Consider the following 12,200-nt stretch of genomic DNA (forward strand, 5'->3'; position numbering starts at 1 on the left):
CCATGCCCCCTACGGCGTGCGCGCCCGCCTCTACGACCCGCGCCGCCAGCAGCCCGGTGAGGTGCCGGAGCTGGTGCTGCGCGACGACGGGCCGGCGCCGGATCTCGGCTATCCCTGGGCGGCGGTGCTGCCGGACGGGCGCGCCATGGTCGCCTATTACATCTGCGACGCCACGGGGCTGCGTGGGATCGAGGCGACGCTGTTCCGGCCGTGACGGGAGAGAGGGGAGACCTGCGACCCGACACCTGCGACCCGCTGTGCCCTGGACCGGCCGGCGGGGCGCGGGCTACCCTTCGGCCCCATGGAAAGCCCCCTCCCCTTCGTCGCCGCCAAGGCCGTCCCCGGCATCCCCCCCGCCGCCTACCACGACCCGGAGATCTTCCGGGCGGAGGAGGAGCGGGTCTTCCGCCAATCCTGGGTCTTCGCCGGCTTCACCGACGAGCTTGCCCGGCCCAACGACTATCTGACCCGGCGGATCGGCGGGCTGGACGTGCTGGTGCAGAATTTCGACGGGGAGCTGCGGGGCTTCCGCAACGTCTGCACCCACCGCTTCGCCATGATCCACCGGGCGCCGCGCGGCAACGGCATGCTGCGCTGCGGCTATCACGGCTGGACCTTCGACCGTGACGGCGTGCCCTATGGCATTCCCGGCAACGAGGCGAATTTCGGCCTGGATCGCGAGGGCCGCTGCGGCCGTGCCCTGACGCCGGTGGCGGTCGGGGTGTGCGGCCGCTTCGTCTTCCTGCGGGTGGCAGCGGAGGGGCCGGACCTCGGCGACTGGCTGGGCGTCTATGCCGACGTGCTGCGCCATGCCTCGGAGATCTTCGTCCGCCCCTTCGAGGAGCGGTCGATGGAATGGGCCGCCAACTGGAAGATGGGGGTGGAGAGCGTGCTGGAGGTCTACCATGCCGACCTCACCCACCCCACGACCTTCCGCAAGCTGGTGAAGGGCGACTGGCGCTGCGACTATGACGGCGCCCATTCCCGCGGCGTGACCGGCATGTCGGACAAGAGTGCCCGCTGGTGGGACGGCGTGTCGGAGCGGCTGGGCTTCCGCCCCAGCCCGATCCTGCGGGATTACGATCACCTGCACATCTTCCCCAACCTGGAGATCGGCTTCACCCGCGGCGCGGTGATGAGCGTCCAGACCTACGACCCGCTCGGCCCCGACCGCTGCGCCCTGACCCTCCGCCTGTTCCTGGCCGACCCGGACGGCGATGCCGGCAAGGGCGGCTCCGCTGCCCGCCGCCTGATCGAGGAGGGCGCGCGCGACCTCAACGTCGCCCTGCTGCGCGAGGACCAGGAGGCCTCGGAACTGGCCTTCCGCGGCTGCCGCCAGACCGGTCGTCCTGCCGTGCTCGGCCTGAACGAGGAGCGCATCCAGCAGTTCCACGCGGTGTGGCGGAGGATGATGGTGGGGTAGGGGCGGTTAGGGCTGTTTTGCCGTCGGCAGGATGGTCTTGAACAGCCGCGGGGCAAAGGGGACGTCCCGGACGTCGGTAATCCGCAGCCTTCCCGCATCCGAGGGCAGCGGGTTGAGCAGGACATTGTGGACGTCGGGCATGATGGCGCTCGGCACCCGCAGCAGGGCCGACCGGCCGTTCGCCAGCCACGCATCGCCGACGGCGCGCGTCACCTCCGTCCGCTCCGGCCAGTCGGGGGGGAGCGGCGGCGCCTCCAGGGGGAACCAGCCCGTCCTCCACCGCGACGGTCAGCAGGCCGTAGCGGTCCGGCAGGGCGGCGGGCGAGGCGATCTCCTGGTGACAACTCCGCCGGCTAAAGCGCGGCGGCTTCTCGGACAAGCTAGGCGGCACCCCGCTGGCTTGGTGTCCGAAGGCCGTGTCCCGGCCCCGTGGCGTGGCTGGCCCGCTGCAGGATGACCGTGGCTGACGCAACGTCGCGGTCCATCACGCAGCCGCAGAGGCAGCGGTGGACCCGGATGTCGAGCGTCTTGGCGATCACGGCCCCGCACTGCGGGCAGGTCTGGCTGGTGCCGCGCGGATCGACCGCTTCCACCCGAGTGCCGGCGCTTGCAGCCTTGTACTCGAGGAAGGACCGGAGGTGGCCCCAGGCGGCGTTGTGAACGGACTTGGCGAGCATTGAGCGGGCCAGTGGCTCGACGCTCAGGTCTTCGAGGGCGATGACGGCGTAGCGGTCGACCAGCGAGCGGCTGAGCTTGTGCAGGACGTCACGGCGCTGGTTGGCGGTGCGGGCGCTGTGCCGGGCCAGTCGCTGTTTGGCCTTGCGCCGGCGCTGGCTGCCTCGTTTGCAGCGGGACAGCGCGCGCTGGAGACGGCGCTGCTTCTTGGCGGCGCGCTTGGTCCACGGCGGCGTCGGCACCACCTCGCCGTCCGAGGTGGCAACCAGAGATGTCAGACCAACATCGATGCCAACGGCGGCGCCGTCGCGCTCCGCCACCGCCACATCCGGCACGGTGACCTGGAAGCAGACGTACCAGTGTCCGGCAGACCGCGACAGAACGGCGGCGCCGAGCTTGGCGCCCGGCGGCAGCGGCCGGTGCCACTTGACCTTGATTTCGCCGAAAAGGCCGGTGAGCCCGAGGCGCCCGCTCTTGCGCAGCGTCAGGCCATCGCCGACGCGGAACTCGGCGCTGTCGAAGCGGGCCTTGGCCTGGAAGCGCGGGAAGCCGGCCTTGCCTTTCGCCTTGAGGCGACGGAAGAAGGCCTGGAAGGCCTTGTCGAGGCGGCGCAGGACCTGCTGCTGGGCGGAGAAGCTGTAGCCGGCCAGGCGCTCATCGGCGGCGCGGACGGCCTTCAGTTCGCCGGCTTGGTCGGTGTAGCGCAAGGTCTTGCGCCGGCGGCGGTAAGCTTCGATGCGTTGCTGCAGAGCGGCGTTGTAGAGGTCGCAGAACGCGCCCAGCATCGCTTCCATCCCGGCGACTTGTGCTTGGGTGGGATAGAGGCGGAATTTGTAGCTGAGCACGGACATGCGATGAGTTTACCTGTCGTTCCCGGTTCGTTCAACTCTCGATTTTCGGCCTGCGGCCGACCGGCTTTCCTCCGCCGCCTCAAGGCGGCGGTCCCCAGCCGGATCACCTGATGGACCAGAATCTCAATCAGGGCGCCGGGAGGCGATTCGGCGCGATAGACGATGGGCCGCCCGCGATTGTGCCAGCGGGCACCGGCACGCAGACCTCCGACACCTTGCAGATCGGCATGATTGCTGATCCGCCAGAGCTTCACGCGAAATAGCCGTCGTCGATCTGGATCAGGGCTTCTTCCACCAAACGGGCACCGATGTCGGTGTCGATCAGGGCGATGGCCGCCTCACCGTCGAAACGGCTGCGGGGGGCATGGAGCCATGACAGGGCCTTGTCCCGGTTGCCGAACACCGCCTGCGCCAGAGCGACGATGCTGGCGGCGCGGTAGGCGCGCTCGCTCTCCTCCAGCGTCAGCGCCTCCCCCTTCTGCCGGCGGTGTTCCAGCGTGCGCCGGGGAATGATCCGGTCCAGGGTGCGGGTGTCGAGCCCGACCGCCTGCAAGGCGCTGACGGCCTGGAGAGACAGCCGGCCCCGCACCACCCGCAGGATGTCGAGATTGTCGGCAGGCGGGTGGTCCAACCCCAGGAGATCGGCGGCAAGCACCCGCTGGCGCTCGGCCAGGGCCGCTGGAGCGGACGGAAGGTCGGCGGGTGGGGTTGGATTCTGCATGGCGGCCTCCGTTGCGCAAACTCTCCTATCGCCCTTGCCCGACCAACTAAGCCTTCGGCAAACATCTGCTCCGTCGCGGCCCCCTCCGGCAGCAAGGTCAAGACCGAACAGGATGTGCAGCGGACCAGGGGAATACGGCTTCGGACGGTGTCGGGGGCATCAACTCCGACAAAACATTCGTGTCGAGAACGATCATCAGTCGAAGCTCGGCGGCGTCCGCAGGGCTTCGCGCTTCACCTCCGCCACCTCGGCGCCGCCGAGCCGCGCGAACCGCCGGTGGATGGCTTCCCCGAGATCCGTCACCGGCTGGCTCTCTTCCGTGAGGGCTGCACGCAGGATGTGGCGGGCTTCATCCTCCATGGAGCGGCCGTGATGGGCGGCGCGGATCCGCAGCCGGGCCTTCAACGGATCCTCGAAGTTCCGGATCGTGATGCTGGCCATCGGTCGCTCCCGAGCATGTCAGGAGGAGAAGGTTAGGCTGTGAGTGCATCGATTTTAATGAATGCGGTCCGGTTCCGATGCGCCCGCCTCAGAAGCCGGCGAGGCCACCTGCCCCTCTACATCCACTCCCGCCCGTCCATGTCCTGGTAGATGCGGAAGCGCTCGCGCACCGTCAGCCAGTCTTCGGCCAGCATCTCGAAGATGTGGAGGTCGATCTCCTGCCCATCCTTCACCACTTGGCGCTTCAGCACGCCGACCGGGCGGTAGCCGATCATCGGCTGGCCCTTCAGCAGGCGGGGGCTGTTGGTGCCCAGGATGTGGTTCACCACCTTGCGCAGCCCCATCGTAAAGAAGACGTGGTTCAGCATGTAGGCGAAGTTCAGCGGGGCCGCCCCCATCCGCCCCGCCCGCTCGCCCATCAGCACGCCGATGGTGGCGATCCGCCACTCCGGTTCGGTCACGGTGATGGAGACATGGCCGGCCGGCTCCCCATCGACGCAGAGGATGCGGTGGACATAGTCGTCCCGTTCCGCACAGCGCCGCAGCCACGCCTTCTGCCGCTCCACGTCGTAGGGGACGACGCTCAGCATCTGGCCGGCGATGTCGGGACGGGTGCGCCAGTCGAGCAGCAGTCGGGCGTGCTCCTCCGTCGGCTCGATGAAGGTCAGGGCGCCGCTTCCATGACTTTCGCTCATTGGGCTGTCGCTCCCAGTTGCCGCAGCATCGCCTGATGGAAGTCGAGGATTCGGCGCTCGCGCCGGCCATAGATGCCGGTGATGTGGGGAAGATCGGCGATGCCGGGCCGGCCCTGCTGCACCGCCTCGCAGATCGGCCGGTCTTCGGCGATCACCGTGCCGGCGGACTCGATCAGATAGGCGGCGGTGGAGCGGTGGAAGGCCTGCTCGCGCGCCGTCTCCAGCCGGGTGGTGGGCAGGAACAGCTGCCATCGCAGGACCGAGGCGTCGGGGGCGACGGGATCGACCCGGTGCGGGATCACCGTGGCGCCATAGAAGGTCGCCAGATAGAAGTTCGGGAAGATGAAGGTGTGGCGGTAGAAGGACTCAATGGCGAAGCGGCGCATGCGCAGCTTGGCGTCCAGCTTCGCCCACCAGCCGGCGGTGCCGTCGGCCAACAGCCAGCGGGACTCGCTGTTGGCGCCGTGGCGTTCGGTGACGAGGTGGCTCTGCCAGTCGGGATGCACCGCGGGGTGGATGGTGTCGGGATGGACGGTGGAGCCGTGGAAGTCGTCCATCGTGTTCTCGACCAGCGCTTTCCAATTGGCCTGGAACGCGATGCTGACGGGGGCCTGCGGGTTCAGGCAGTTCGCCGACATCATCGCCAGCTGCTCGCCGTAGGGAGCCAGATGGTCGGCCAGGGTCGGGCCGCCCTCTTGCGCCACGCGGGCGAAGACCAAGGCGCCGCAGCGGTCGATCTGCAGCGGCCGCACCCGTTCCCCGTCGCGGCAGACGCCGTCCATGGCCTCGCCGCGGCGGTGCAGTTCGAAGCGCAGCCCAGCCATCTCGGCGGTCAGGACATTCGTGTCGTCGAACATGCCCATATAAAGCCAGCAGCGGCCGAAGACCCGCTCGCGTTCCCGGGCGAAGGCCTCCCCGGTCCAGAAATGGCTGTGGGGAAGGAAGGCGCCGTTCTCAGGGACGGTGCTCCGGACGGGATGCGCGCTCATGCCGGAAGCTCCGCCTCGGCGGTGACGGGATGGAAGGTCATGCTGCGGGAAAAGCGCTCGTCCGCGCCGATCGGGGGGGCGCTGTGCAGCACCAGCGCGCGGCCGGGCGCAAAAGCGATACGCAGGTTGGCGGCCTCGATCGTCTCCCAATTCTCGGCCGGCTCCACCGCATCGCCGCGGCGGGGGAAGGCGTCGGACAGGGTGGCCAGCCGGACGAAGAGATCGCCTCCCAGTTCCTCCTCCAGCGACGGGCCGTCGGGGGCCACCCGGACGAAGACCAGCCGGCCGCAGCGGGCCAGCGAGGCCGGGTGCAGGGCCAGCCGGCGGCGCCCCTCGGCCTCCAGCTGGAAGTCGGTCGGGTTGAAGGGCAGCCCCACCGGCACGCCGTCGGCGTCGAAGCTCCAGCCGTGATAGGGGCAGCGCAAGGGGCCACAGCCCGACGGCTCGCCATGGATCACGGCGAAGCGGTGGGTGCAGACATTGCGGAAGGCGACCACCCGCCCCTTGATGTTCTGCGCCACCAGCGGCACCGCCCCCACCCGCGTGGTGACGAAGGCGTTGGGGCTGGCGAGGTCGTCTTCCATGCAGAGATGGAACCAGCAATTTTCGGGGCGGCTTTCGGGAGCGTCCTTGGACATCGCAGCCCTCGGATCAGGCGGTGCGGCCGCCGTCCACCGTGACGATGGACCCGGTCATCCAGCGGCTGGTGTCGGCAAGCAGATAGGCGATCATGTGGGCGATGTCGTCGGGATGGCCGAAGCCCAGCGGCTGCAGCGTGCGCAAATGCTCGTACTGTTCGGCGGTCAGCTTCTGCTTGCCCCGCTCGATCAGCTCGGTCTCGACGATGGAGGGGACCACGCAGTTGACGCGGATGCCGTCGCTCAGCAGCTCCACCGCCAGCCCCTTGGTGGCGGCGATGATGCCGCCCTTGCTGGCGGCATAGACGACGTTGCCCGGCGAGGCCGCCGTGGCGGCGGTGGAGGAGATCAGCGCCATTGCCGCCCGCTCGGCATGGCAGCCCTTCTGCCGCAGCCCGCGGGCGAGCGCCAACGCGCTGCCCAGGTTGGCCCGCATCACCTCGTCGAAGAAGGCGGCGGAGAAGATGCGGATCGGCCGCAGCGTCTGGATGCCGGCGCAATGGGCGATGCCGTCGAAGGGCACGTCGTCGGCGCACAGCCCCTTCATCCAGCCCGGCACGGCTTCGAGGTCGGACAGGTCGAAGGGGGCGATGGCGTGGTCGTCGCCCTCCAGCCGGTCGGCGGTCTCGGCCAGCCGTTCCTCGTCGCGGCCGTTCAGCACCAGCCTTGCACCGAGCTTCGCCAGCACCACCGCCGTCGCCCGGCCGATCCCGGCCGACGCCCCGGTCACCAGGATGCGGCGGCCGGTCAGGTCCATGGGATTGTAAGCGGCTGTCATGGCGGGAGAATCCAGGTTGGTGGCATATCGGGATGCAGACCATAGCACGACGGCAGGCCGACATCAGCGCGTCCGGGACTGCGGCCTTTTGGTGCGGGGCGCCACACCCGTTTCCCAATTGGCAGCAACGGCGTCGCCGCTGCCAGCACACTGGGAAACGCCCCATTCCAATGGTATCTTATTGTGGTTAGCTTGCATATATGCTCCACTGGAGTGGAATGTTTTGTGGGGCGAGCGGCCATGGGCGACAGTGCAAGCCTGACCGTTCAGATCCATCATCACGGTGTCTGGCACGATGCCGCCGACCTGACGGTCAATTATGTCCAGGCTGGCATCCGCTCGCCCACCCGGCTCGAGTACGACCCTTTCTATTTTATCGCCTTCGGCAATGCGGAGCTTGCCGCCGGGCGGCCGGTGACTGATTGGCGGGCGGTGTCGGTGCGCGATCGGGTTGATATGGCGGCGCATCGCCGGGACCATTGGCCACCCTTCCTGCTCGACCTGCTGCCCCAGGGCCATGCCCGCCGCCGTCTGGCTTCCGAGATGGGCTTCGATCCCGATGACGAGCGTTTCGCTTTTCCGCTTCTGCTACGCGGGGCGGGCAGCCCCATCGGCAATGTTCGCGTCAAGCAGGCGTATGAGGCCGAGCGGGAGCGCCTGAACGGTGAAACGGTGGCGGGGGTGACGCTGGACGAGGTCTTCGACCGCTCGGCGGCCTTCCAGGACATGGCCGGCCGCTTCGCTCTGATCGCTTCGGGGTCGAGCTGCGTCCAGGGCGAATGGCCGAAGCTGCTGCTGACGCGCAAGGACGATGGGCTGTGGTATCCCGATTCCCTGGTCGGGGATGACGAGGCCCGCGACCACATCATCGTCAAGATGTCGCGGGCGAAGGGGCCGGAGGATCGCCTGATCCTGGCCTGCGAGGCGTCCTATCTGGAGATCGCCCGCGGCTTCGGCCTGCGGGTCGGCCGGCCGCTGATCCATCGTGGCGACACGCTGGCGATCCCCCGCTTCGATCGCGCGGTGTCGGCAGATGGCGTGACGCGGCTGGGCCAGGAAAGCCTGGTGTCCGCCGCCGGCGTCGCCGCCTTCGGCCATCAGACGACGCATGAGGCCTACATCGCCGTGCTCCACGCCGTTTGCACCGAGCCAGCCGGGGAGATCGTCGAGTATGTGCTGCGCGACCTGCTGAACCGGGCGATGGGCGACACCGACAATCATGGCCGCAACACCGCCCTGCAAAAGCGCCCCGACGGCTGGATCGGCCTGACCCCGCGCTTCGACTTCGCGCCGATGGTGCTTGATTCGGGGGTGATCGCGCCATCGACCCGCTGGGAGTGCCTGCGCGGCGGCGGCTTCTCCATCCAGTTCGAGCGGATTTGCGAGGCCGTTGCCGCCGTCACTGGGGACGAAGGGTTGGGCCGGCGGCTGGCCGGGGTGCTGTCGGCGAAGGCCGACGCGGTCGCCGCCCTGCCGGAGACGGCGCGCGCCCATGGAGTGCCGGAACCGGTGATCGCCCGAGCCTTCGCCGCCTGCGGCGAGCTTGCCGCCGCTCTCGCGGCACTGCCGGCAGGAGATTTTGGGAAGGGCCGGGCCGATGCCGCGCCGTAAGCCGCCCAGCCGCGAGGCGCTGTTGGAGGCGCGTCATGCCCTGCTGCGGGCGGCGGAAGGGGGCGAACTGGCGTGGGCCGAGGGGGTGCGGGCCATGCGCCGCTGTTTCGGCATGACCCAGGCGGAGTTTGGGAGGAGCTTCGGCCTCACCACCCGGCAGGTCTCGCAGCTGGAGACCGGGACCGCCAACCCGACGGTGGCGACGCTGGAACGGCTGGCCCGGCCCTTTGGGCTGACCGTCGGCCTGATCCCGGAGCCTCCCGCGAAGGATCCGGAGCGGTGACGGCGGGACCATCTGCCGTAATCAATCTTCCGGAAACCAATCCGGCGTCACTGTGCGCTATGGTGCCGGACACCAACTCAGACAAGCGCCCGCCCCGGGCCGCGAACACGCGAAGGACAGGACTGCCATGAAAGCCATCATCGACGGCATCCGGATCGCCGGCCTGCGTGCGGTGGTGCCGCCCCAGCGCCATTCCTTCGTCGAGGATCCCGGCATGTTCACGGTGGAGGAGGCGAAGAAGCTGGCCGCCACCATCGGCGTCCAGGAGCGCCGCGTGCTGCCGCCGCCCTATTGCGCATCCGACCTCTGCGTCGCCGCGGCGGAAGGGCTGATGCAGCAGTTGGACTGGGACCCGGCGACGGTGGAGGTGCTGGTCTTCGTCTCGCAGGACGCCGATTACGTGCTGCCGGCGACCGCCTGCATCATGCAGCACCGGCTGGGGCTGCCGACCAGTGCTGCGGCCTTCGACGTGCCGCTGGGCTGCTCGGGCTATGTCTACGGCCTGTGGATCGCGGCGAAGCTGCTGGGCGGATCCTCGGCCAAGCGGGCGCTGGTGCTGTGCGGCGACAACCCGACCCGCCACCTGCACCCGGAGGACCGCGCCACCCTGCCGCTGTTCGGCGATGCCGGATCGGCCACCGCGCTGGAGGTCGATGCGGCGGCACCGTCGATTCCGGTGGTGATCGGCACCGACGGTGCCGGCGCGCCGCACATCTTCGTCAAGGCCGGCGGCAAGCGCCATTGCCTGATCCCGCCGGTCGGCACCGCCGGCCGGATCGCCGACGAGGAGGCCGCCGCCCAGCTGGAGCGCGACTCCCGCCTGACGCTGAACGGGGCGGAGGTGTTCTCCTTCACGCTGCGCGCCGTGCCGCCGCTGCTGCGCGAGGCGATGGAGCATGCCGGCACCGACGTCGATGGCATCGACCGCTTCGTCCTGCACCAGGCCAACGCCTTTATGCTGGAGCATCTGCGCAAGCGCATCAAGGCGCCGGCCGACCGCTTCGTCATCGACATGCAGGGCTTCGGCAACACCAGCTCCGCCTCCATCCCGCTGGCGATCTGCCACAGCCTGGGGGGGCTGCTGGCGGCCGGGCCGGTGAAGACGCTGATGGCCGGCTTCGGGGTGGGCTGGTCCTGGGGCGCGATGGTGGCGGAACTGGGGCCGATGCCGGAGCCGCAGGTGGTCGATCTGCCCGACGGCTATCCGATCCTGAGGGTATAAGTGATCCCACCTCCATAAATTGTGGAAATCAAATGGACTCTTTGCTCCATTTCTGGCGACTTTTACCTGTAAGGTGCACAGTGTCTTTTGATAACCAGGGATGAGGCCGAAAATGAGGAGATAAATCAGCGTCTTGATACATTTTTCCTAAAATTAAATCTGATGACGAAAAGAGATTGAGTAAATGATAAGATTAGATCGAAAGAAGTTGTTGGTTCTTTACAGTCAGCGCAGCTCTCACGTGGCAACAACTTATGAATACCTCTCTTCCTTTGGGAGGCATTCTTGCTTTGATGTCTCTTATTGTGAAGCTGTTTATGGGGTTGTGCCGGGATTCAATTTTGAAGAGTTTGATGCTGTAATTGTGAGTTACTGCTGCTGCTTGAGAGCTCCCGCTCTTCTTAGTGGCCACATTGTTGAGAAACTAAAGTTATTCTCAGGAGTAAAAATTTTATCTATTCAAGACGAATATGATGGAATTTTCTGGTTGCGTCAAAAGATCAAAGAGATAAAATTTGATTTTGTTTTAACTTGTGTTCCGGAAAGCCACATTTCACGAGTTTACCCACCTCAGGAATTTCCTGGCTGCCAATTTGTTAATGTTTTGACGGGATATGTTCCTGACAAATATGATCTTACAGCTTATAGCCTGCCGCTGCGGGAGCGGCAGACGTTGATCGGCTACCGCGGGCGCCGCATTGGGCTGGCGTATGGTCGACTTGGATATCTGAAGCTTGAGGTTGGACGCAAATTTCGAGATGCGTGTCAGCGCCTTTCTGTTCCACACGATATCGATTGGACCGAGGACTCCAGAATTTACGGTGAGGACTGGTTCCGTTTTCTCGGCTCTTGCCGAGCAACATTAGGGTCAGAGTCCGGAAGCAGTCTGTTCGACGATGAGGATGGGATACGCAATCGTGTGATTCAATTGGAGAAGCAGCAACCTGATCTTGAATATCCAGGAGAAATTCAGGAAATGCTGTCTTCTATTGAAGATACAATTCCAATGGGTCAGATATCTCCTCGGATATTTGAGGCGGCAGCTTTGCGAACTCCAATGTGTCTGATTGAGGGGAAGTATTCAGGAATCCTGAAGCCTGAGAGGAACTATATCAACATCGCCCCTGACTTTAGCAATGTTGAGCAAGTTATAAACAGCCTTTCCGATCTGAACAGTCTACAAGAAATGGCAGATCGTACTTACATAGATATTATTGAGAGCCAGACATATAGTTACCGTAGTTTTGTGGGAATTGTTGATAATCTGATCGCTCAAAATCTCGGTAAGCGTCCATTTGTTCACGCCCCGACAACTTGGCAAGAGGCCAAGGGGGACCTTCCGCATCCCGTTTTTGTATATCCAACTTCAGAACCGTTGACGCGAGAGCATTGGCGTCAACGCCGCACGGTCTTGCGCCGGAGAGTTGTGCTTGCCTCCCGTTTGCAGGATATTCCTGCGGGTGAACCACTGCTCATCTATGGAGCTGGGGCTGGCGGGAAGATTCTTCGACGCAGCCTTGAAGCCGTCGGGCGTAGCGTTGCAGGATATTTGGATAGTTACCGCTCAGGAGAATACGATGGTCTTCCATTGTTTCATGCGGAAAAGGCCTTGACCAAATTGGGGGACGGAAGCGTGATTGCTGTTGCCAGCATGTACGTAGACGATATCGTTTCCACTCTTCTGTTAGCAGAAAGGGGTTTTCAGATTTGCGATTCCTACCCACTGGTTTCGTCGTCCCAATCGGAACTTTCCGAAAAACTTGCTGTCTATGATCTTTGATTATAATATTTGGAATATTACCGGAGGTCCTGTGGTATTTTGAATTAAAGATCAAGAATTGGTTTTGGGACTTTATGGCTTTTCTGAGAATTT

14 protein-coding genes and 1 pseudogene are annotated in these 12,200 nt (G+C 65.5%); 7 read left to right on the top strand and 8 right to left on the bottom strand.

The window, feature by feature from the left end; all coding sequences use genetic code 11:
• Positions 1 to 214, top strand: a pseudogene (locus TSH20_RS04080) (exo-alpha-sialidase); the annotation flags it as partial.
• 87 nt (positions 215 to 301) lie between these two features.
• A complete protein-coding gene (locus TSH20_RS04085; protein ID WP_109073534.1) occupies positions 302 to 1,423 on the top strand; it encodes an SRPBCC family protein in 1,122 nt (373 codons plus the stop codon).
• Between the two features lie 6 nt (positions 1,424 to 1,429).
• On the opposite strand, the gene TSH20_RS04090 is transcribed toward TSH20_RS04085, so the two are convergent.
• Both TSH20_RS04090 and TSH20_RS04095 read right to left on the bottom strand, forming a co-directional pair.
• The gene (locus TSH20_RS04090; RefSeq protein WP_109073535.1) at positions 1,430 to 1,681 is read right to left on the bottom strand and encodes an RES domain-containing protein; all 252 of its coding nucleotides are present in this window, start codon (positions 1,679 to 1,681) and stop codon (positions 1,430 to 1,432) included.
• Positions 1,682 to 1,803: 122 nt separating this feature from the next.
• A complete protein-coding gene (locus TSH20_RS04095; RefSeq protein ID WP_109073536.1) occupies positions 1,804 to 2,949 on the bottom strand; it encodes an RNA-guided endonuclease TnpB family protein in 1,146 nt (381 codons plus the stop codon).
• A 110-nt stretch (positions 2,950 to 3,059) separates the two neighbouring features.
• Here TSH20_RS04095 and TSH20_RS35240 point away from each other — a divergent pair, with 110 nt between their 5' ends.
• A complete protein-coding gene (locus TSH20_RS35240; protein WP_199232104.1) occupies positions 3,060 to 3,212 on the top strand; it encodes a hypothetical protein in 153 nt (50 codons plus the stop codon).
• On the opposite strand, the gene TSH20_RS04105 is transcribed toward TSH20_RS35240, so the two are convergent.
• From TSH20_RS04105 to TSH20_RS04135, 6 genes are all read right to left on the bottom strand, one after another.
• The gene (locus tag TSH20_RS04105) at positions 3,200 to 3,670 is read right to left on the bottom strand and encodes an antitoxin Xre/MbcA/ParS toxin-binding domain-containing protein (protein ID WP_109073537.1); all 471 of its coding nucleotides are present in this window, start codon (positions 3,668 to 3,670) and stop codon (positions 3,200 to 3,202) included. The genes TSH20_RS35240 and TSH20_RS04105 overlap by 13 nt on opposite strands.
• A 195-nt stretch (positions 3,671 to 3,865) precedes the next feature.
• The gene (locus tag TSH20_RS04115) at positions 3,866 to 4,111 is read right to left on the bottom strand and encodes a plasmid stabilization protein (RefSeq protein ID WP_109073538.1); all 246 of its coding nucleotides are present in this window, start codon (positions 4,109 to 4,111) and stop codon (positions 3,866 to 3,868) included.
• Between the two features lie 116 nt (positions 4,112 to 4,227).
• On the bottom strand, positions 4,228 to 4,806 hold the full coding sequence (locus TSH20_RS04120; protein WP_109073539.1) for a GNAT family protein: 579 nt from the start codon (positions 4,804 to 4,806) through the stop codon (positions 4,228 to 4,230).
• The gene (locus TSH20_RS04125; RefSeq protein ID WP_109073540.1) at positions 4,803 to 5,795 is read right to left on the bottom strand and encodes an RHO alpha subunit C-terminal catalytic domain-containing protein; all 993 of its coding nucleotides are present in this window, start codon (positions 5,793 to 5,795) and stop codon (positions 4,803 to 4,805) included. Before TSH20_RS04125 ends, TSH20_RS04120 begins: the two co-directional genes overlap by 4 nt.
• A complete protein-coding gene (locus tag TSH20_RS04130; protein WP_109073541.1) occupies positions 5,792 to 6,433 on the bottom strand; it encodes a Rieske 2Fe-2S domain-containing protein in 642 nt (213 codons plus the stop codon). The genes TSH20_RS04125 and TSH20_RS04130 overlap by 4 nt, the downstream gene beginning before the upstream one ends.
• 13 nt (positions 6,434 to 6,446) lie before the next feature.
• A complete protein-coding gene (locus TSH20_RS04135) occupies positions 6,447 to 7,211 on the bottom strand; it encodes an SDR family NAD(P)-dependent oxidoreductase (RefSeq protein ID WP_109073542.1) in 765 nt (254 codons plus the stop codon).
• 240 nt (positions 7,212 to 7,451) lie between these two features.
• Here TSH20_RS04135 and TSH20_RS04140 point away from each other — a divergent pair, with 240 nt between their 5' ends.
• From TSH20_RS04140 to TSH20_RS34555, 4 genes are all read left to right on the top strand, one after another.
• A complete protein-coding gene (locus tag TSH20_RS04140) occupies positions 7,452 to 8,822 on the top strand; it encodes a HipA domain-containing protein (protein WP_109073543.1) in 1,371 nt (456 codons plus the stop codon).
• Complete coding sequence (locus TSH20_RS04145) at positions 8,809 to 9,105, top strand: helix-turn-helix transcriptional regulator (protein WP_109073544.1); 297 nt, start codon at positions 8,809 to 8,811, stop codon at positions 9,103 to 9,105. The genes TSH20_RS04140 and TSH20_RS04145 overlap by 14 nt, the downstream gene beginning before the upstream one ends.
• A 127-nt stretch (positions 9,106 to 9,232) precedes the next feature.
• Positions 9,233 to 10,327: a ketoacyl-ACP synthase III gene (locus TSH20_RS04150; protein WP_109073545.1), complete on the top strand. Its 1,095-nt coding sequence runs from the start codon at positions 9,233 to 9,235 to the stop codon at positions 10,325 to 10,327.
• Positions 10,328 to 10,568: 241 nt separating this feature from the next.
• Entirely contained in the window at positions 10,569 to 12,107 is a 1,539-nt protein-coding gene (locus tag TSH20_RS34555) for a hypothetical protein (RefSeq protein ID WP_146205442.1), read from the top strand.
• The last annotated feature ends 93 nt before the right edge of the window (positions 12,108 to 12,200 follow it).

Source organism: Azospirillum sp. TSH20 (genome assembly GCF_003115935.1).
Taxonomy (GTDB): domain Bacteria; phylum Pseudomonadota; class Alphaproteobacteria; order Azospirillales; family Azospirillaceae; genus Azospirillum.